The sequence below is a fragment of the Sandaracinobacter sp. genome (assembly GCF_041909755.1).
GTDB lineage: Bacteria > Pseudomonadota > Alphaproteobacteria > Sphingomonadales > Sphingomonadaceae > Sandaracinobacteroides.
On sequence record NZ_JAYRCW010000002.1, the window covers coordinates 1 to 17,545 of the forward strand.

At 67.3% G+C, this 17,545-nt stretch carries 17 protein-coding genes; 7 read left to right on the top strand and 10 right to left on the bottom strand.

Translation table 11 applies throughout. The annotated features are described in order from the left end of the window. Positions 1-78: 78 nt before the first annotated feature. Both ACE3O8_RS00445 and gatB read right to left on the bottom strand, forming a co-directional pair. Positions 79-1,608, bottom strand: coding sequence for a S10 family peptidase (locus ACE3O8_RS00445; RefSeq protein WP_374385612.1), 1,530 nt, complete (start codon positions 1,606-1,608; stop codon positions 79-81). A gap of 64 nt (positions 1,609-1,672) precedes the next feature. Beyond that, the gene (gene gatB, locus ACE3O8_RS00450; RefSeq protein WP_374385614.1) at positions 1,673-3,160 is read right to left on the bottom strand and encodes an Asp-tRNA(Asn)/Glu-tRNA(Gln) amidotransferase subunit GatB; all 1,488 of its coding nucleotides are present in this window, start codon (positions 3,158-3,160) and stop codon (positions 1,673-1,675) included. Between the two features lie 148 nt (positions 3,161-3,308). Here gatB and ACE3O8_RS00455 point away from each other — a divergent pair, with 148 nt between their 5' ends. From ACE3O8_RS00455 to ACE3O8_RS00465, 3 genes are read left to right on the top strand one after another with little or no spacing between them, the layout of a single operon-like run. Then, on the top strand, positions 3,309-4,937 hold the full coding sequence (locus tag ACE3O8_RS00455; protein ID WP_374385616.1) for a hypothetical protein: 1,629 nt from the start codon (positions 3,309-3,311) through the stop codon (positions 4,935-4,937). Continuing rightward, positions 4,934-5,962 carry a glycosyltransferase family 2 protein gene (locus ACE3O8_RS00460; protein WP_374385618.1) on the top strand — a complete coding sequence of 343 codons (1,029 nt, stop codon included), beginning with the start codon at positions 4,934-4,936 and terminating at the stop codon, positions 5,960-5,962. The genes ACE3O8_RS00455 and ACE3O8_RS00460 overlap by 4 nt, the downstream gene beginning before the upstream one ends. Beyond that, complete coding sequence (locus tag ACE3O8_RS00465; RefSeq protein ID WP_374385620.1) at positions 5,959-6,375, top strand: GtrA family protein; 417 nt, start codon at positions 5,959-5,961, stop codon at positions 6,373-6,375. The genes ACE3O8_RS00460 and ACE3O8_RS00465 overlap by 4 nt, the downstream gene beginning before the upstream one ends. 6 nt (positions 6,376-6,381) lie before the next feature. Here ACE3O8_RS00465 and gatA read toward each other — a convergent pair whose 3' ends face one another. The 6 genes from gatA to ACE3O8_RS00495 form a co-directional block, all read right to left on the bottom strand. Then, entirely contained in the window at positions 6,382-7,860 is a 1,479-nt protein-coding gene (gene gatA, locus ACE3O8_RS00470; protein WP_374385622.1) for an Asp-tRNA(Asn)/Glu-tRNA(Gln) amidotransferase subunit GatA, read from the bottom strand. Continuing rightward, positions 7,860-8,147 (bottom strand): Asp-tRNA(Asn)/Glu-tRNA(Gln) amidotransferase subunit GatC, encoded by a 288-nt coding sequence (gene gatC, locus ACE3O8_RS00475; RefSeq protein ID WP_374385624.1) that lies wholly within the window; start codon positions 8,145-8,147, stop codon positions 7,860-7,862. Before gatC ends, gatA begins: the two co-directional genes overlap by 1 nt. A 62-nt stretch (positions 8,148-8,209) precedes the next feature. Continuing rightward, a complete protein-coding gene (locus ACE3O8_RS00480; protein WP_374385626.1) occupies positions 8,210-9,346 on the bottom strand; it encodes an acyl-CoA dehydrogenase family protein in 1,137 nt (378 codons plus the stop codon). Then, positions 9,343-10,503, bottom strand: coding sequence for an acyl-CoA dehydrogenase family protein (locus ACE3O8_RS00485; RefSeq protein ID WP_374385628.1), 1,161 nt, complete (start codon positions 10,501-10,503; stop codon positions 9,343-9,345). The genes ACE3O8_RS00480 and ACE3O8_RS00485 overlap by 4 nt, the downstream gene beginning before the upstream one ends. Continuing rightward, positions 10,503-11,297: an enoyl-CoA hydratase/isomerase family protein gene (locus ACE3O8_RS00490; RefSeq protein ID WP_374385630.1), complete on the bottom strand. Its 795-nt coding sequence runs from the start codon at positions 11,295-11,297 to the stop codon at positions 10,503-10,505. Before ACE3O8_RS00490 ends, ACE3O8_RS00485 begins: the two co-directional genes overlap by 1 nt. Continuing rightward, positions 11,297-12,316 (bottom strand): NADP-dependent oxidoreductase, encoded by a 1,020-nt coding sequence (locus ACE3O8_RS00495; protein ID WP_374385632.1) that lies wholly within the window; start codon positions 12,314-12,316, stop codon positions 11,297-11,299. Before ACE3O8_RS00495 ends, ACE3O8_RS00490 begins: the two co-directional genes overlap by 1 nt. A 35-nt stretch (positions 12,317-12,351) precedes the next feature. Here ACE3O8_RS00495 and ACE3O8_RS00500 point away from each other — a divergent pair, with 35 nt between their 5' ends. Then, positions 12,352-12,774 (top strand): VOC family protein, encoded by a 423-nt coding sequence (locus ACE3O8_RS00500; protein WP_374385634.1) that lies wholly within the window; start codon positions 12,352-12,354, stop codon positions 12,772-12,774. Position 12,775: 1 nt separating this feature from the next. On the opposite strand, the gene ACE3O8_RS00505 is transcribed toward ACE3O8_RS00500, so the two are convergent. After that, positions 12,776-13,426: a DsbA family oxidoreductase gene (locus ACE3O8_RS00505; RefSeq protein WP_374385636.1), complete on the bottom strand. Its 651-nt coding sequence runs from the start codon at positions 13,424-13,426 to the stop codon at positions 12,776-12,778. A 46-nt stretch (positions 13,427-13,472) separates the two neighbouring features. On the opposite strand from ACE3O8_RS00505, the gene ACE3O8_RS00510 reads away from it, so the two are divergent. The 3 genes from ACE3O8_RS00510 to ACE3O8_RS00520 all read left to right on the top strand — a co-directional run bounded on the left by ACE3O8_RS00510 (position 13,473) and on the right by ACE3O8_RS00520 (position 17,004). After that, on the top strand, positions 13,473-15,008 hold the full coding sequence (locus ACE3O8_RS00510; protein WP_374385638.1) for a peptide chain release factor 3: 1,536 nt from the start codon (positions 13,473-13,475) through the stop codon (positions 15,006-15,008). A gap of 31 nt (positions 15,009-15,039) precedes the next feature. Continuing rightward, complete coding sequence (locus ACE3O8_RS00515; RefSeq protein ID WP_374385640.1) at positions 15,040-15,471, top strand: nuclear transport factor 2 family protein; 432 nt, start codon at positions 15,040-15,042, stop codon at positions 15,469-15,471. 75 nt (positions 15,472-15,546) lie between these two features. Continuing rightward, entirely contained in the window at positions 15,547-17,004 is a 1,458-nt protein-coding gene (locus tag ACE3O8_RS00520) for a serine hydrolase domain-containing protein (RefSeq protein WP_374385642.1), read from the top strand. Positions 17,005-17,007: 3 nt separating this feature from the next. On the opposite strand, the gene ACE3O8_RS00525 is transcribed toward ACE3O8_RS00520, so the two are convergent. After that, positions 17,008-17,526 (bottom strand): hypothetical protein, encoded by a 519-nt coding sequence (locus tag ACE3O8_RS00525; protein ID WP_374385644.1) that lies wholly within the window; start codon positions 17,524-17,526, stop codon positions 17,008-17,010. Positions 17,527-17,545 lie beyond the last annotated feature (19 nt).

A 17,545-nucleotide genomic window follows, 5' to 3' on the forward strand; every position in this document is an offset into this window, starting at 1 on the left:
GGCACCCCCCCCCCCCACCCGCGCCGCCCCGGGCCCCCCCCCCCCCCCCGCTTCAGGGTATCCGGCAGATGACAGGCCCTAGCGGCCCGACGTCCGCGCCTTGATGAAGCCCCGCACGTCGTTCGACAGCTTCACCAGATCGGCCTCGCGCACATACATCATGTGGCCGGCATCATAATAATGATACTGGATGCGATCCTGCGGAATGCCGGTGCGGCTGAGCGAATATTCAGCGGCGAAGAAGGGAGTGGCGAAATCGTACCAGCCCTGCCCCACGAACACGCGCAGGCCTGAATTCTCGCGCAGGGCCCGGCCGATATAGGGGGTGACGTTCAGATAGGCGTTGGTGTCGCGGCCGCCGATGCGCCAGTCCCAGTCGCGGACGCCGCCGATGGTGACATAGTCGCGCGGGGGGGAGAATTTCAGCTCGTCGCGGGCATAGGCATTCATCGCCGCAGTGTAGCTCGCGTCGATGCCATAGAAGCTGGGATCGTTGTCGGGCTCTTCCCCGGCGCTGTCGAAATCCTTGCCGGTGTAGCGGGCGTCCAGCCGGCCGACCGTCAGCCCGCGATCGCGCAGCAGCTCCTTGTAGAAGCGGCCCGGCGTCACGCGCAGGTCCGCCTTTTCCAGATAGTCTTCCGAAAGCCCGGTGAAGCGCGACAGCTGGGTACGGATCTGGGCGCGCTCGGCACCTGTCAGCTTCTGGCCCTTGGCAAGCGCGGTCAGATACGGGCCGACCGCCCACTGCCTCGCTTCCTCCACAAAGGCCTCCACGCTGGCCGGCGGGTTCGCCACCTTGCCATGATAGAGGGCCGTCGCCGCCATGGAAGGGAGGTTGGTGACATGCACCATCTCGTTCCCTTCCGCTTCCGAGCCGAGGCCGAAATCGAGCACGGTGGAGATGAGAATGATGCCGTTCAGCGCCACATCATTGTAGCTGCCCTCCAGCTCGTTCACGAGCGCGGCGGAGCGGGTGGTGCCATAGCTTTCGCCGCCGATGTACTTCGGGCTGTTCCAGCGGCCGTTCGTATCCAGCCACTTGCGCACGAACTGGGCGATGGATTTCGCATCCTTGGTGACGCCCCAGAATTCCTTGGGGTCGGTGTCGCCCAGCGCGCGGGAAAAGCCGGTGCCGACGGGATCGATGAAGACGATGTCGGTGACGTCCAGCAGGCTCCACGGATTGTGGACGATCGGATAGGGCGGCGCGCCATCGTCGCGGCCGTCGTTCGGGATGGCCACGCGCTTCGGCCCGAAGGCGCCCATGTGCAGCCACAGCGAGCCGGAACCGGGGCCGCCATTGTAGAGGAAGGTGACGGGTCGGTTGGGATCCTTGCCGTCCTTCACATAGGCGGTGGAGAAGATGGTGGCGGTGGGCTTGCCCTTCTCGTCCGTCAGATAGGTTTCGCCCGCAGTCGCCGTGTAGCTGACCTTCTGGCCGCCGAACGTGCCGGTGTGGCGCGTGACGGAAACGGTGGGCGGCGGGATTTCCGCGCCCTTTTCCTTTGCGGCATCCGCCTTGGGGGCGTCGACGGATTTCCCCTGCGCCAGGGCCGGCGTTGAAAGAATGGCGGCAAGGGCGAGCGAAGCGGCGAGATTCTTGTGCATGCCACTGGATTGCACCGGCGGGGGTCCGGCGCAAGCTGCATTCCACAAGAATATTTGCCGCAGTCTAGCCCAGCGCCTTTTTCAGCAGGTCGTTCACCACCGCCGGATTGGCCTTGCCGCCGCTGGCCTTCATCACCTGGCCCACGAAGAATCCGAACAGCTTGTCCTTGCCGCCCCGGTAATCCGCCACCTTGTCCGCATTGGCCGCCATCACGTCCGCGATGGCGGCTTCCAGCGCGCCGGTGTCGCTCACCTGCTTCAGGCCGCGCGCCTCGGCGATGGCGCCCGGATCCTCGCCCGTTTCCAGCATGATCTCGAACACCTGCTTCGCCAGTGGGCCGGAAAGCGTCCCGTCGGCCAGCAGGGCCAGCAGTTCCCCGCCCTGCGCGGGGCTGACGGGGCTGGCGGAGATGTCGAGACCCAACCTGTTGAGCGCGCCGAACAGATCGCCCGTCATCCAGTTGGCGGCCTTTTCCGCAACCTGTGCGGCGGGCTTGCCCTGCCGGGCTGCGCTCTCGGCCAGCAACGCCTCGAACCAGGCGGACGCATCGGCATCCGCCGTCAGCACCCCGGCAAGATAGGGCGTCAGGCCCAGATCCGCTTCATAGCGCGCGCGCTTCGCGGCGGGCAGTTCAGGCAGGCTGGCGCGGCATTCCGCGATGAAGGCCTCCGTCAGCTCCAGCGGCAGCAGGTCCGGCTCGGGGAAATAGCGATAGTCGTGCGCGTCCTCCTTGGAGCGCAGCGACCGGGTTTCGCCCTTGTCCGGATCGAACAGGCGGGTTTCCTGATGGATGCTGCCGCCGTCTTCCAGGATCGCCACCTGGCGCTGCGCCTCGTACACGATGGCCTGCTGGATGAAGCGGATGGAATTGACGTTCTTGATCTCGCACCGGGTGCCGAACGGCGCGCCCGCCTTGCGGACGGACACGTTCACGTCCGCGCGCATCGATCCTTCCTGCATGTTGCCGTCGCAACTGCCCACGGCCCTGAGGATGGCGCGCAGGGTGGAGACATAGGCGCCGGCCTGTGCAGGCGAACGCATGTCGGGCTTGGAGACGATTTCCATCAGCGCCACGCCCGATCGGTTGAGATCGACGAACGAGCGGTCCGGCGACAGGTCGTGCACGGATTTGCCCGCATCCTGTTCCAGGTGGATGCGTTCGATGCCGATGGTCACCGCTTCGCCATCGTCGGTTTCGATGTCGATTGCGCCTTCGCCAACCACCGGGTGCTGGAATTGCGAGATCTGGTAGCCCTGCGGCAGATCGGCATAGAAGTAGTTCTTGCGGTCGAACCGGCTCCACGGGTTGATCTTCGCGCCCAGCGCGAGCCCGGTGCGAACCGCCTGCCGCACGCATTCGCCGTTCAGCACGGGCAGCATGCCGGGCATGGCGGCGTCGACCAGGCTGACCTGGCTGTTGGGCTCGCCGCCGAACGCCGTTGCAGCGCCGGAAAACAGCTTGGCGTTGGAGACGACCTGGGCATGAACCTCCAGCCCGATCACCAGTTCCCACGGGCCCGTCCGGCCTTCGATCGCATATGCGGATGCCATGGCCCGCCTCTAGGCCCGGCGGGGGGCATGGGGCAAGTGGAAGCTGCCCCGCGCAGTTAACGCGGGCGACCTCTGCTTGTTTCACCCTGCCCATGCGGTTAGACAGTCTCGCTGCACCGCAGCGCCGGGCACGGACGGGGATCGCATGATGGGGAACAGCGCTGCACGTCCGGAAGGCGCGATCGCCCGCGCACCGATCTGGGTGCTTGCGCTGATGTTCCTGCTGATGCTGGCGCCGCTGGCGCTGACCCCGCTGGTGCCGGCCGTCGATTTCAACGACCATGTGCTGCGTTACTGGATCCTGGCAGACAATGGGCAGACGCAGGCGCTGGCGGACAATTACACGCCTGTCTGGTCGCTGATCCCGAACCTGGGCATGGATGTGCTGGGTACCGGGCTGCTGAAGATCATGGCGCCGATGCCCGCCGGGCGCATCATTGCAATGCTGGTGTTGCTGGCACCCTTTGCCGGTGCGCTGGCGCTGGCGCGCGCCGTGCAGGGGCGCATCACGCTGTTCACCTGTTTCATTGCGGGATTCCTGGGCTTCAGCCACATCTTCGGCTGGGGTTTCGCCAACTATCTGCTTGGAACCGGGCTGATGCTGCTGGGGCTGGCCTGGTGGATCGCCATGAAGGACCGGCCATGGCTGCAACTGGCGGGGGCGATCCTGCTTGGCGCTGTTCTGATGATCGTGCATGCGCTTGCGTTCGCGGTCTTTGGCCTGATGCTGGGCATGGTGGAACTGGCGCTGGCCTTTGCGGCGGGCTGGCCCGGCCTCGGCAATCTTGTGGTTCGCGGCGCACGGCTGGTTTCGGTTGCGATCCTCCCCGTATTCATCTTCCTGTCGTCGCGCACGGCGGAAGCGCCGCAGGGCGTGACGGCGGCCGTTTCCAACCTGGGCGCCTATCGCGAGAAGCAGGGGCTTTTCACCAGGCTGTTCGAGGAGGCGCTGAGCCGGGCCGACCTGCTCATCCGTTTCGCGGATTCCTTCAATCCATGGGCGGATCGGGCGATCGGCCTGGGCCTGTGGGCAATCGTGCTGGCCGGCCTGCTGGCGGGCGCCTTGCGGCTGGCGCCCGCGCTTCGGCTGGCGGCGGCGCTGGCGCTGTTGCTGGTTCTGGTGCTGCCGCCCAACCTGTTCGGCAGCGGCTACACCAATGATCGCATGCCGCTGCTGCTGTGGTCGATGCTGGTGGGGACGCTGGTGCTGAACCCCGGCCACCGGCTGGCCCGGCCGTTGACGGTGGCGGCAGGTTTGCTGTTCGCGGCGCATCTGTCGCTGGTTGCCGCCAGCTATCAGCGCGCAGGCGCGCATTTTCGCGCCTTCATGGCGCAAACGTCAACGATCGAACTCGGCCCGCTGGCGACACCGCTTCATTTCAGCGGGTCCGGGCGATCGGATAACCTTCCTTATTGTTCGGGCCTTCTGCCCCTGCTGGCCTTCACCAAGGGGATGGCCGTGCCCACCTTCGCCTTCCCCACCCAGCAGCCGCTGGAACTGGATGGGCCGCTGAAGGCCGCCGGCGCCAGAAAGGCAGAGCTGTCCCCGCGGAAAGACAGGCTGAAGGACCGGGACCTGACCGACGTTGGCGAACGGCAGGACCGCATCGCCCGGCAGTTCGGCTTCGGCTATACGGCCGTGGTGGTATGCGATGCGGCGGGGCCGGTGCCGTCCGATGCCCGGATCGAGCGCGTTGCGGCCGGCCCGTTCTGGGCTGTCTATAGGGAACAGGCGGGGGATATGCCCGAAGCGGCGGTTGGAGGATCGACGGAATGAACAGCCTGAACGCAGGCCAGCCTGTGCCGGCCGGGCCCCTGCCGGCCCGCCGCGCTGCGCCGCGCAGCCTGACCCTGGTGGTCCCGGTGTTCAACGAAGCGGAGGCCGTGCATCATTTCGTGCGGCGGATTTCGGAGTTGTTCGCAGCACCCGGCGGGCCGGCCATCGAAATGCTGTTCGTGAACGACGGCAGCCGTGATTCCACGCTGGAAGAGCTTCTGTCCCTGCAGAGGCTGGACCCGCGCATCCGCGTCGTCGATCTGTCGCGCAACTTCGGCAAGGAAGCTGCGCTGAGCGCGGGGCTGGACGTGGCGAAGGGCGACGTGGTGGTGCCGATCGACGTGGACCTGCAGGACCCGCCCGAACTGATCGGCGAGATGATCGAAAAGTGGCGCGATGGCTATGATGTGGTTGCGGCGCGGCGCGCCAGCCGCAAGGCCGACAGCTGGGCGAAACGGGTGACGGCGGGCTGGTTCTATCGCATCCACAACCAGATCTCCGACATCGACATCCCGGAAAATGTGGGCGATTTCCGGCTGATGGACCGAAGCGTGGTGGAAGCGCTGCGGCAGATGCCGGAATCCCGCCGCTTCATGAAGGGGCTGTTCGCCTGGATGGGGTTCCGCACCGCGACCGTGGAATATGCCCGGCCTGAGCGGGTGGCCGGCACCAGCAAGTTCAACGGCTGGAAGCTGTGGAACTTCGCGCTGGAGGGCACGACGAGCTTTTCCACCGTGCCGCTGCGCATCTGGACCTATATCGGTGGTTCGGTTGCGTTGCTGTCCATCGGATTTGCCCTGTACACGGTGGTGAAGGTGCTGATCTTCGGCATCGACGTGCCCGGCTATGCCTCCATCGTGGTGGCGATCTCCCTGCTGGGTGGATTGCAGCTGATGGGGATCGGGGTGCTGGGGGAATATCTGGGCCGGACCTATATGGAATCGAAGCGGCGCCCGGTGTTCCTGATCCGCACCATCTATGAAGGCGCAGCCGCCGACGCGCTGCAGGGCGAAAGCCGCCCGTGAGCCAGCCGCAGGCCCGCAGTTTCCTGGGGCGCTTCATCCGGTTCGGGCTGACCGGCCTGTTCGTGACGGGCGTTCATTTCGTGGTGGCGATCGCGCTGGTGGAGCTGCTGGGCGCGTCCCCGCCGCTGGCGAACGGGGTCGCCTTCGTCACATCCACCATCATTTCCTATGTCATCAACACGATGTGGAGCTTCCAGACCGGCTTCGACCGGCGGACGTTCGCGCGCTATGTCACCGTCGCCGGGATCGGGCTGACCGTCGCCGTCAGCCTGGCCGCCATTCTGGACAGGCTGGGCGTGCACTACATCCTGGGCATCTGCATCATCACGGTCACGAATCCGCCGCTGATCTTCGCCCTGCACAATTTCTGGACCTACAGGGCCGCCCCGGCAAAGCCGGACGGCGGCGCCTGAAGCCGCTTACCACCAGCGCGCCGGTGCTGCCTTGAAACCGGCCCGCTGTTCCAGCGCGAAGGCTGCGTCCAGCACACCCATCTCGTCGAGCGGCCTGCCGATCAGCTGAAGCCCCAGCGGAAGCCCCTGCGCATCGAGCCCGGCCGGGATCGACATGGCGGGCACGCCCGCGAGCGAGGCAGGCACCGTGAACACGTCGTTCAGATACATGGCGAGCGGATCGGCCGACTTGGAGCCCAGCTCGAACGCGCCCGTGGGGGCCGTCGGCGTCAGCAACAGGTCGCAGGAGTCCCACGCGCGCTCGAAATCCTGCGCGATCAGGGCGCGAACCTTCTGCGCTTTCAGATAATAAGCGTCGTAATAGCCGGCCGACAGCACATAGGTGCCGATCATGATCCGCCGCTTCACCTCTGCGCCGAAGCCGGCGGCACGGGTGGCGCCATACATGTCGGCCAGGTTGCCGCCTTCGGGGGCGACGCGCAGGCCATAGCGCACGCCGTCATAGCGGGCGAGGTTGGAGGACGCCTCTGCCGGGGCGACGATATAATAGGTGGGCAGCGCTTCCTTCGTGTGCGGCAGCGAAACCTCGACGATCTCGGCACCGGCGTCCCGCGCCCAGGCGACACCGTCCTCCCACAGCTTCACCAGCAGCGGATCCATGCCATCCACCCGATATTCCTTCGGGATGCCGATGCGCTTGCCCTTCAGGCTGCCGGTCAGCCCGCCGGCATAATGGGGCACCGGCTCGTTGAGCGAGGTGGAATCCTTGGGATCGAAGCCCGCCATCGCCTCCAGCACCAGCGCGCAATCGGTGACGTCGCGGGCCAGCACACCGGCCTGATCCAGCGAGGAGGCGAAAGCGATCACCCCCCAGCGCGAGCAGCGGCCATAGGTGGGCTTGATGCCCGCGATGCCGGTGAAGGCGGCGGGCTGGCGGATGGAGCCGCCGGTGTCCGTGCCGGTGGCTGCCGCGCACAGCCGCGCGGCAACAGCGGCAGACGATCCGCCAGACGAACCGCCCGGAACCAGCTTCGCGGTGGAGCCTTCGGCTTGCCAGGGCGAGATCACCGGCCCGAAGGCCGAGGTTTCGTTGGACGACCCCATGGCGAATTCGTCGAGGTTCAGCTTGCCCAGCATCGCCGCGCCCGCCGCGAACAGGTTCGCGGTGACGGTGCTGTCATAGGTCGGCCTGAAGCCCTTCAGGATGTTGCTGCACGCGGTCGTTTCCACGCCCTTCGTGCAGAACAGGTCCTTGATGCCCATCGGGATGCCGGCCAGCAGGCCCGCGGTTCCGGCCGCGATCGCCGCATCGGCCGCGTCGGCGGCGGCCAGCGCATGATCCGGGGTCTCCACCGTGAAGGCGTTCAGCGGCCGGGCCGCCTCCACGGCAGTCACATGGGCAGACACCAGCTCGCGCGCGGAAAACTGCTTCGCGGCAAGACCCGCCTTCATCGCAGCCAGCGACAGATCGGTCAGCGCCGCCATTATTCGATCACCTTCGGAACCGCGAAAAAGCCGTGGCGCGCTTCCGGCGCATTCGCCAGCACATCGGCCTGGATGTCGCCGTCCGTCACCACATCGGCGCGCCAGTCACGCTTCAGTGGGATCACCGCCGTCATCGGCTGCACATTGCCGGTTTCAACCGCCTGAAGCTGATCGATCCAGCCCAGGATATTGTTCAGTTCCGCAGTGAGGTGGGGCACCTCCTCCGCGCTCAGCGTCAGCCGCGCGAGCCCGGCCACGCGCTGAACCATCTTGTCGTCTACTGCCATGGCCCGCGCCTAGCAGCGGCCCGGCGGCGGGGCAACAACGTCGGTCCGCATTCGGCGCGGCCCTAGAGCATGGTCGCGTCTGTCGGAAGGCCCAGCAGCACGCGGCCCGCCAGTTCCAGCGTGGCGGGTTGCACCATCACATGCTGGGTCATCGCATGGGCATCGCGGAAGCGGCGCTGCAGGGGGTTTTCCAGGAACAGCGCCGCGCCACCGCCCAGATCATAGGCCGCGCGCGCGACATCGGCGCCGGTGCGAACCATGTGCGTGGCGGCCAGCCGCAACCGGGCGCGGGTTTCCAGATCGACCTCGCCGCTGGCGTTCGCCCGCTCCCATGCGCGGTCCAGCGTTTCGAACAGCAGGGCGCGGGCCGATGACAGCCGCGCTTCGGCGGTTGCTATCTCCACCTGCACCGTCGCGCGTTCGGCCGCCGACTTCGCAGCGCCCGGCGCGCGGCGCGCAGCGAGCGCCTGCTTCACCGTCTCCAGCGCGGCGCGGGCATTGCCGCTGGCGACGCCCGCGATCCCCAGCGCCAGCAGCCCGAACACCGGAAACAGATAGAGCGCGCCCTGTTCCACCGGCGGCGCGGTGAGCGCGACCATATGGTCCGGCGGAACGGCGAGATCGCGGACCGCCATGTCGCCTGAGCCGGTGCCCTTCAGCCCTGCGACCTGCCAGCTGTCGATCAGCTCCACCGCCTCTCGCGGGAACAGCAGCATCCGCGTGTCCGGGCGGCCGTCGGGCAGGAGGATGGGCTTGCCGCCCTCCATCAGCAGGCAGCCGCCGAACAACCAGCGGCAGTTGGCGCTGCCGGATGCCCAGCTCCACCGGCCGGTCACGCGCCAGCCCGCCTCGCCCCGTTCAGCCCGGCCCATGGGGGCGAACACGCCGCCCGTGATCACCAGCGGATCGGCGGCGACCTCGCCGGCGACCGCAGGCGGCAGCCAGGCGAGGCTGAGATTCGTTGTCGCCCCGATCATCACGCACCAGCCGGCCGACGCATCGGCTTCGGCCACCTGCTCGATGGTGCGCACGATGGCCGACGGCGGCATTTCCGCCCCGCCCAGCGAGCGGGGCATGGCGATGCGGAACAGGCCTTCGGCGGCCATCTTCGCCGCGAGGTCGGCGGGCAGGCGGCGGGCCTCCTCCATCTCCGCGGCGCGGGCGGCGATTTCCGCCAGAAGCGGGGCGGAGGCCGTCATAGCTTCATCAGGCTCGCGAGATTGTTCTTCTGCATGTCCGACGAGCCGCCGACGATCGGCATGCCCAGCAGATCGCGCACATGGCGCTCCATCTCATAGCCGTCTGACAGGGCATAGGCCCCCATCACCTGCTGGCATGCCAGCGCGATTTCCAAGCCGGTATCCGCCACGAACAGCTTGGCCATCGACGTTTCGATGGAACAGGGGCGGCCTTCGTTGGCGAGCCATGCGGCGTGGTGGAGCATATGGTCCGCCGCCCTCAGCTTCGTGGCCGCCGTCACCAGCTTGTGGCGGATCGACTGGTGCTGGCTGATGGGCTTCCCGAACTGCACCCGCTCCTGCGCATAGGCCCAGGCCTCGTGGAAGGCCGCCTTCGCGATCCCAAGCGCGCAAGCCGAGATCTCCAGCTTCTCCACATCGAGCGCGCGGCCCGCCAGCAGTTTCCAGCCCTGGTTCCACATCTGCTCGCCGCCGACGATGGCGGATTTCGGCAGGCGCACATTGTCGAAGAAGACATCCTGGCTGTCGGTGTAGCGCAGGTTGGCGTGGGCGATCCCCCGCATGCTGATGCCCGGCGTGTTCGTGGGGATCAGCAGGAAGCTGAGATTCCGGTAGCGCGCATCGGCCGGGCCGGAACGGACGAGGCAGTAGATGACATCCGCCCAATCGGCGCCCGTGCACCAGCGCTTGGCGCCGTTCACGACCACCTCGTCGCCATCCAGTTCGGCGCGGGTTTCGACACTGGCGAGGTCCCCGCCCACATTCGGCTCCGACAGGCCATAGGCGAAGAAAAGCTCGCCACGCGCCAGCCGGGGCAGATATTCGGCCTTCTGTTCGGGGGAGCCATTCTCGGACAGGTTCATGCCGCCATAGAAGGCCGTGTGGATGAACGGCCCCGCAAGGAACGCGCCCGCCTGGGCCAGTTCCTCGATCACGGCGACGGCGGCCACCAGATCCTGCCCGGCCCCGCCATGCTCGGCCGGGACGGTCAGGGCCGTCAGCCCCATCCCGTTCAGCTTCGCATAGACATCGCGCGGCCAGCGGCGGTCCCTGTCCCACTGGATGCGCTTCTCGCGCGGGGCATGGGCGGCGATGAAGCGGCGAAGCTGGTCGCGGATTTCGCGGACGTGCGCGGGTTCGTCCTGAAAGCTCTGCATCAGTCCCCCGAAAGAACCGGCGCGCGCCGCTCGCGGAAGGCGGCGACCGCCTCGGCACGATCCGCTGTCATGTTGGAAAGCGTTTCATAGGGGATGGAGGCGTCCATCGACTGCACCGCCAGTTGCCGGAGCGTCTGGTTCATCACCACCTTGGTCCAGCGCACGGCGAAGCGGGGATTTCCCAGGATCTTCGCGGCGACCTCCGCCACCTTTGCATCCAGCTGCTCGGCCGGGACGGCGTGGTTCACCAGCCCCATGCCGACGGCGTCCTTCGCACGGATCAGATCGCCGGTGAGCAGATATTCCTTGGCGCGGGCCATGCCCACAAGCGCGGGCCAGATCACGGCCCCGCCATCACCGGCCACCAGCCCCACCTTCACATGCGGGTCGCCGATGGCGGCGGTTTCGTCGGCGATGATGATGTCGCACAGCAGCGCCACCGTCGCGCCCAGCCCGGCCGCCGCGCCGTTCATCCGGCAGATGATGGGCTTTTCCAGTTCCAGCAGCGAGGTGACGATCCGCTTGGCTTCCCAGCCGATCTCGCGGAACTTCTGCGGGTTGGCGATCTGCTCGTCGAACCAGTCGAAGTCGCCGCCGGCGCAAAAGGCGCGGCCCTTGCCCGTCAGCACGATCAGGTCGCTATCTGGATCATGCTGAAGATCCGCGAACACGCGCGCCAGCTCGGCGTGCAGCGCGGCATCCACCGCGTTCACCGGGCCGGGGGCGCTGATCGTCGCCGTCAGGATGCGCCCTTCGCGCGCGAATTCGAACCTTTCATAGCCTTCGAACGCCATCACTTCCCTCCCACCCGGGCGATGCGGCGGCCGAAATCGCCGCCCGCGAACAGGCCCGCAAACAGCCCGGGCAGGCTTTCGATGCCCTCGCCCACAACCTCGCGCGTCTTCAGCCAGCCATCCGTCAGCAGCCCGGCCACTTCCGATTGCGCCCCGGCGAACCGGGGCAGATCGTCGAACACCACCAGGCCCTCCATCCTCAGTCGCCGGGCGATGAACTCGCGGGTGTTGCGCAGTCCGGGCACCTCATCAGGCGGGGTGTTATAGTCCGCGACCTGCCCCGACACGACGATGCGGCCGCGCATCTTCATCTTCGGCAGCATGCGGTCGATCATCGCGTTGCCGACATTGTCGAACAGGATGTCGATGCCGTCGGGCAGCTCGGCGGCGACCTGCGCGTCCAGACCCGCCGCCCGGTAATCCAGCGCCGCGTCGAACCCGCACGCCTCCACCAGCCAGCGGCGCTTGTCTGCCGATCCTGCCAGCCCCACCACCTTCGCAGCGCCGAAATGGCGGGCAAGCTGGCCCGCAGTCGCACCCACGGGCCCGGCGGCCGAGGTGACCAGCACCGTTTCGCCCGGCTGGATCTGCGCCACGCGCTTGAGGCCGAACCAGGCCGTCATCCCCGGCACACCCAGCACCCCGATCCACGCCTGTTCGGGCACGCCGATATCGGGCAGGCCAATGCAATAGCCGCGCCCCGCGCTCAGCGTGTGCGTCGCCCAGCCACCGCCATGGGTGACAAGCGCGCCGACGGGGAAGCGCTCGTTCCGGCTTTCCACGACGCGGCCGACGCAGAAGCCGTCCACCACATCGCCGGGGTTCAGCGGCGGCGCATAGCTGGCGCCAGGCGACAGCCGCGAGCGGGTGCCCGGATCGGCCGAAACATAGTGGTTGGCAATCAGGAACCGGCCATCGGGCACGTCCGGCAGCGGCGCCTCTTCCAGCCGGAAATCGGCCGCCGTCGGCACGCCCGCGATATGGCGCGCCAGCACCACGCGCTTCATCAAATTCGTCACTTGCCCTCCCCAGGGGTCCGGATTGAAAAGGGATTATGGAACAGCGAATATCGATCGTCACCCTTGGAACCGCCGATCTGCCACGAGCCTGCGCCTTCTGGGAGGCGATGGGGCTGGCGCGGAAGGCGAAACAGACGCCGGGCATGGCCTTCTTCCAGCTGAACGGCCTGCTGCTGGGCATCTATCCGTTCGACAAGCTGGCGGAGGACTGCCACCTGCCCGGTGGTCAGCCTTCGGGCGCCGTGACGATCGCGCAGAATGTGCGGAGCGAGGCCGAGGTGGACGCCGTGCTTGCGCAGGCCGTGGCAGCAGGCGCGACGCTGCATGTGCCCGCCCACAACGCCTTCTGGGGCGGCTATTCCGGCTATTTCCTCGATCCAGACGGGCATCCCTGGGAAGTCGCCCACAACCCCTTCTTCGCGCTTCAGGCGAACGGCGACCTCGTCCTGCCCGGCTGAATCAGGCCGGATCGAGCGCCGCCATCTTCCTGAGCGCGATCGCCAGCCGTTCGGGTTCCTGCGCGCCCATTATCAGGCCATTTTCGGCAAGGATCATGGCCGGCACGCCGGTGATGCCCATTTCACCCCAGCGCTGCTCCAGCGCGCGCACGGTTTCGGCATTTCGGCCATCGGCCAGCACGTCCGCCGCCTCGGCGCGGTTCAGGCCAGCTGCTTCGGCGGCGTTCAGCAGCACCTCTCGGTCGCTGACATTCTCACCTGCGGTGAAATAGGCTTCGAACAGCTTCAGCTTAAGCGCCGTCTGCCTGCCCGTGTCCTGCGCCCACAGCAGCAGCTGGTGCGCGTCGAAGGTGTTCCAGATGCGCTTGGAGCGGCCCGAAAAGTCTATCCCCAGCGGCTCCGCGATGGATTTCATATGGCTGCGCGTGCTGGCGGACTGCTCGGGCGTGGCGCCATATTTGCGGGCGATATGCTCTGCGGTGTCCTCGCCCTCGGGCGCCATCGCCGGGTTCAGCTCGAAGGGGTGCCAACGAATATCACCCTCCAGCCCGGCGATCTCCAGTGCCTTTTCCAGCTGCCGATAGCCGATGAAGCACCAGGGGCAGACCACGTCCGAAATGATGTCCACCTGAATCTTCTGCGCCACCTGCATCCTCCCGCCGATTGAGGCCGCTTCATAATCGCGCTAGGGGCCGCGCATGTCCACACAGCCCGCAACGCGCGCCGGGGAACTCCCTGAACGCCGCACCTTTGCCATCATCTCCCACCCCGACGCGGGCAAGACCACGCTGACCGAGCGCCTGCTACTGGCGGGCGGCGCCATCCATGCGGCGGGCGAAGTGAAGGCACGCGGGGCGGCGCGGCGGGCGCGCTCCGACTGGATGAAGATCGAGCAGCAGCGCGGCATCTCCGTCACCTCGTCGGTGATGACGTTCGAGCGCGGCGGCATCACCTTCAACCTGCTGGACACGCCGGGCCACGAGGATTTTTCCGAAGACACCTATCGCACGCTGACGGCGGTGGATTCGGCCGTGATGGTGATCGATGCCGCCAAGGGCATCGAGGCGCAGACGCTGAAGCTGTTCGAGGTGTGCCGTCTGCGCTCCGTTCCCATCATCACCTTCATCAACAAGGTGGACCGCGAAGGCCGCCCCCCGTTCGAGCTGCTGGACGAGATCGCCGACAAGCTCGCGCTGGACGTCGCCCCGATGATGTGGCCGGCCGGGATGGGCGGCGAGTTCGAGGGGCTGTGGGATATCGAGCGGAAGCGGCTGCAACTGGCCGACGGCAGCCTGTCGGACGCGCCCTTTCCCGCCGCCCATGCCGACGAACTGGAACTGGCGCAGGCAGGCTACCCCGCGTTCGACGAGGCCGCCTACCGCCATGGCGATCTGACGCCGGTGTATTTCGGATCGGCGCTGCGCGAACTGGGCGTGGAGCCGCTGATCGAGGCGCTGGCCCGTTATGCGCCCGGCCCGCGCCCGCAGCCGGCCGAGCCTGCCCCCATCGACCCTGCGTCCAGCACGGTCACGGGTTTCATCTTCAAGGTGCAGGCAAACATGAACCCGATGCACCGGGATCGGGTGGCGTTCATGCGGCTGTGTTCCGGCCGGTTCAAGCGCGGCATGCGCCTCAATCAGGTGGGCACCGGCAAGCAGATCGCTGTGCATTCCCCGGTGCTGTTCTTCGCGCGCGAACGCGAAACGGCGGACGAGGCCTTCCCCGGCGACATCATCGGCATCCCCAACCACGGCACCCTGCGCGTGGGCGATACGCTGACCGATGGCCCGCCCGTCACCATCACCGGCCTGCCCAACTTCGCGCCGGAGATCCTGCGCCGCGTGGCGCTGAAAGACCCGACAAAGACCAAGCAGCTGAAAAAGGCGCTGGATGACATGGCCGAGGAAGGGGTGATCCAGGTGTTCCACCCCCAGATCGGCGCGCAGACGGTGGTGGGCGTGGTGGGGCAACTGCAGCTGGAGGTGCTGATCAGCCGGCTGGAGGTGGAATATAAGGTGGACGCCGCACTGGAAGCCTCCCCCTACGACACCGCGCGCTGGGTTGCCTCAGACGATGCGGCGGCGCTGAAGAAGATCCAGGAAGAGCATCGCAGCCAGATGGCCGGCGACCGCGACGGCCACCCCGTGTTCATGGCGAAGGATCTGTGGGATCTGAACTATATTCAGGGCCGCCACCCGGCGGTGCGCTTCTCCGCGACGCGGGAGCGGCGGTAGGGCATCGGGCCCGGAATGATGGGAGCATGACATGCGCAAGATCCTTGTCCTGGCCTTGCTCCTCCTCCCGGTGCCGCTCCACGCCTCCGACGATCCGCCTGAGCAGGCCGTTGCGCAATTTCTCGATGCCTTTCGGGCGATGGAACCCACGCGCTTCGACAGTTTTTTTGCGCCGGACGCGACTGTCTTTTTCCCCGACGGCCGGTTCCCGACGAACCGGCTCCTCCCCCGCGCCGAGGCGCTCGCCGCCTTTCACGGATTCTTTGAAACGCTGAAGGCGCAGGGGCTGACAAGGCTGCAGATCGACCCGGTTGACCTGCGTATCGAACGCTTCGGGGATGTGGCCGTCGTCACCTTCCTGCTGAAGGGCGCTGAATCCATGGGCCGGCGCACCATGGTGTTCAGCAAGGCAGAAGGCGGGTGGCGCATCGTCCACCTGCATGCATCGCGGTCAGTGCCTTAAGCCGCAGTGCGCGGCGGCAGGCTCGGCGCCCCCTTCATCCCTTTCGCACGTCAATCTGCGCGCTATGGTGGCGCCATGCGCATCCTGACCCTCGCCGTCGCCGCCATCGCCCTCGCCACCCCCGCCGCTGCCCAATCCACCGGGCTGGAGGCTGCCCTGCCGGAGATCCGCAAGGGCTTTGCCGACTGGCAGCTCGACAACCGCGTACCGGGCCTTGTGTGGGGCATCGTGAAGGACGGCAGGCTGATCCATGTGGAGGGGGTTGGCGTGCAGGATCTGGAGGCGAAGCGACCCGTCACCGCCGACAGCGCATTCCGCATCGCCTCCATGTCGAAGGCGTTCACCGCGTATGAAATCCTGCATCTGGAAGCGCAGGGGAAGCTGAGCCTGTCTGACCCTGCCTCGAAACATGTGCCCGAACTGAATGGCTGGGCGGCCGGGGTCACGGTGGGCGATCTGCTGCACCACACGGCCGGGTTCGTGACCGACGATCCCTGGGGAGACAGGCAGCAGGTGCGCACCCCGGCGGAGTTCACCGCCATGCTGAAGGCCGGGTTCCCGCTGCAGTCCGCGCCGGGTTCGGCCTATGAATATTCCAACTTCGGCTATGCGACGCTGGGGCGGATCATCACCAACGTCTCCGGCAAACCCTATCAGCGGCAGATCGGGGACACCGTGCTGACGCCGCTGGGCATGGGCGCCACCACCTATGACGTGTTCAAGGTGCCCGATGCCCGGCTGGCGCGCGGCTATCGCTGGGAAAACGGCCAATGGGTCGCAGAACCCATGATGAAGGATGGCGAGTTCGGCGCGATGGGCGGCGTCGTCACCACGGCAATCGACTATGCGAAGTGGGTGTCGCACCTGCTTTCGGGCTGGCCGGCGCAGGCGAAGGCGGGCGGAAACGGGGCCGTGATCCGCGCCATGCGCACCGGTGGCGGCATCCCGCATGGGCGGGGGCGGCCGGGCAAGGATGCCCCCGATTGCCGGATGACCTTCATCTATGCGGGCGGGCTGGTTTCCGGGAATGACTGCCTGCTGGGGCCGGTTTTGTTCCATTCTGGCGGATACCCCGGCTACGGATCGCACATGCTGCTGCTGCCAGAGGCGGGGGTGGGGCTGTTCGCCTTCGCCAACCGCACCTATGCAGCGCCCCTTCCGCCGGTGTGGGATGCCGCCGGCGCGTTGCAGCGCGCCGGGCTGGTGAAGCGACATGGCACGCCGCTCTCGCCGCAACTCGCCGCCGCTTACGCGGTGGCGCAGCGGCTGTGGGAAGCCGGGCGGATCGATGCCGAGCCGGGTGTGCTGGCCGAGAATATGCTGATGGACCGGTCCGCCGAAAGCTGGGCTGCCGAGTTCCAGCGGCTGAAGGCGGAAAGCGGCACCTGCGACACTAGTGCGCCCATAATCCCCACCGGTGCTATGTCGGGCCAGTTCCAGTGGCGCTGCACCGTGGGGCGGATCAACGGCCAGCTGCTGCTAGCACCCACCCCGACGCCACAGATCCAGGCGCTGAGGCTTTCCCGCCCCTGACCGTCAGCCGGCGAGCGTGCGATTCGCCGCCGTCACCTGCGCCTGCGCCTTTTCGGATGCTGCCGCCGTCCGCTTCATGAGCGCGTCCACCGCCTGCCGGTCGGCATCTGCAGCGGGCAGGCTGTCCACCATGCGGGCCAGCGGCACCAGCCGCGCGCCGATGGCGTCCAGCGGTGCCCGCGCCTGATCATAGCGCGACAGCGCCATCTGCGCGTTGGACCAGCCCTCCGAGCCGATCCCCTGCCCCCGCGCGGCCGCCAGCGCCCGATCCAGTTCCGCGCCAAGTCGCTTCAGGTCCGATTCGACGGCGGCCAGCGCCTCGCCTTCGCGCGCCAGGTCTGCCCTTAGGCTCGCCTGCTGTTCGGGCAGCAGGGCCGGCGTCGTATCGGCGCCGGGCGCCTCGATCAGCCGCTCCGCCTCCCCCGGCCGGGGGGCGAGCGACGGGTAAGGGCCGCGGCTGCCGGCACAGGCGGACAGGGCAATGGCGGCGGACAGGGCGAGGACTGGAATGGGGCGGCGCATGAAAATCGCTGTAGCGGTG

What these genes read in the sequence shown, in the direction of transcription:
- ACE3O8_RS00445 (WP_374385612.1), bottom strand. Translation starts at nt 1,608, where the DNA reads ATGCACAAGAATCTCGCCGCTTCGCTCGCCCTTGCCGCCATTCTTTCA.
- gatB (WP_374385614.1), bottom strand. Translation starts at nt 3,160, where the DNA reads ATGGCATCCGCATATGCGATCGAAGGCCGGACGGGCCCGTGGGAACTG.
- ACE3O8_RS00455 (WP_374385616.1), top strand. Translation starts at nt 3,309, where the DNA reads ATGGGGAACAGCGCTGCACGTCCGGAAGGCGCGATCGCCCGCGCACCG.
- ACE3O8_RS00460 (WP_374385618.1), top strand. Translation starts at nt 4,934, where the DNA reads ATGAACAGCCTGAACGCAGGCCAGCCTGTGCCGGCCGGGCCCCTGCCG.
- gatA (WP_374385622.1), bottom strand. Translation starts at nt 7,860, where the DNA reads ATGGCGGCGCTGACCGATCTGTCGCTGGCTGCGATGAAGGCGGGTCTT.
- gatC (WP_374385624.1), bottom strand. Translation starts at nt 8,147, where the DNA reads ATGGCAGTAGACGACAAGATGGTTCAGCGCGTGGCCGGGCTCGCGCGG.
- ACE3O8_RS00480 (WP_374385626.1), bottom strand. Translation starts at nt 9,346, where the DNA reads ATGACGGCCTCCGCCCCGCTTCTGGCGGAAATCGCCGCCCGCGCCGCG.
- ACE3O8_RS00485 (WP_374385628.1), bottom strand. Translation starts at nt 10,503, where the DNA reads ATGCAGAGCTTTCAGGACGAACCCGCGCACGTCCGCGAAATCCGCGAC.
- ACE3O8_RS00490 (WP_374385630.1), bottom strand. Translation starts at nt 11,297, where the DNA reads ATGGCGTTCGAAGGCTATGAAAGGTTCGAATTCGCGCGCGAAGGGCGC.
- ACE3O8_RS00500 (WP_374385634.1), top strand. Translation starts at nt 12,352, where the DNA reads ATGGAACAGCGAATATCGATCGTCACCCTTGGAACCGCCGATCTGCCA.
- ACE3O8_RS00505 (WP_374385636.1), bottom strand. Translation starts at nt 13,426, where the DNA reads ATGCAGGTGGCGCAGAAGATTCAGGTGGACATCATTTCGGACGTGGTC.
- ACE3O8_RS00510 (WP_374385638.1), top strand. Translation starts at nt 13,473, where the DNA reads ATGTCCACACAGCCCGCAACGCGCGCCGGGGAACTCCCTGAACGCCGC.
- ACE3O8_RS00515 (WP_374385640.1), top strand. Translation starts at nt 15,040, where the DNA reads ATGCGCAAGATCCTTGTCCTGGCCTTGCTCCTCCTCCCGGTGCCGCTC.
- ACE3O8_RS00520 (WP_374385642.1), top strand. Translation starts at nt 15,547, where the DNA reads ATGCGCATCCTGACCCTCGCCGTCGCCGCCATCGCCCTCGCCACCCCC.
- ACE3O8_RS00525 (WP_374385644.1), bottom strand. Translation starts at nt 17,526, where the DNA reads ATGCGCCGCCCCATTCCAGTCCTCGCCCTGTCCGCCGCCATTGCCCTG.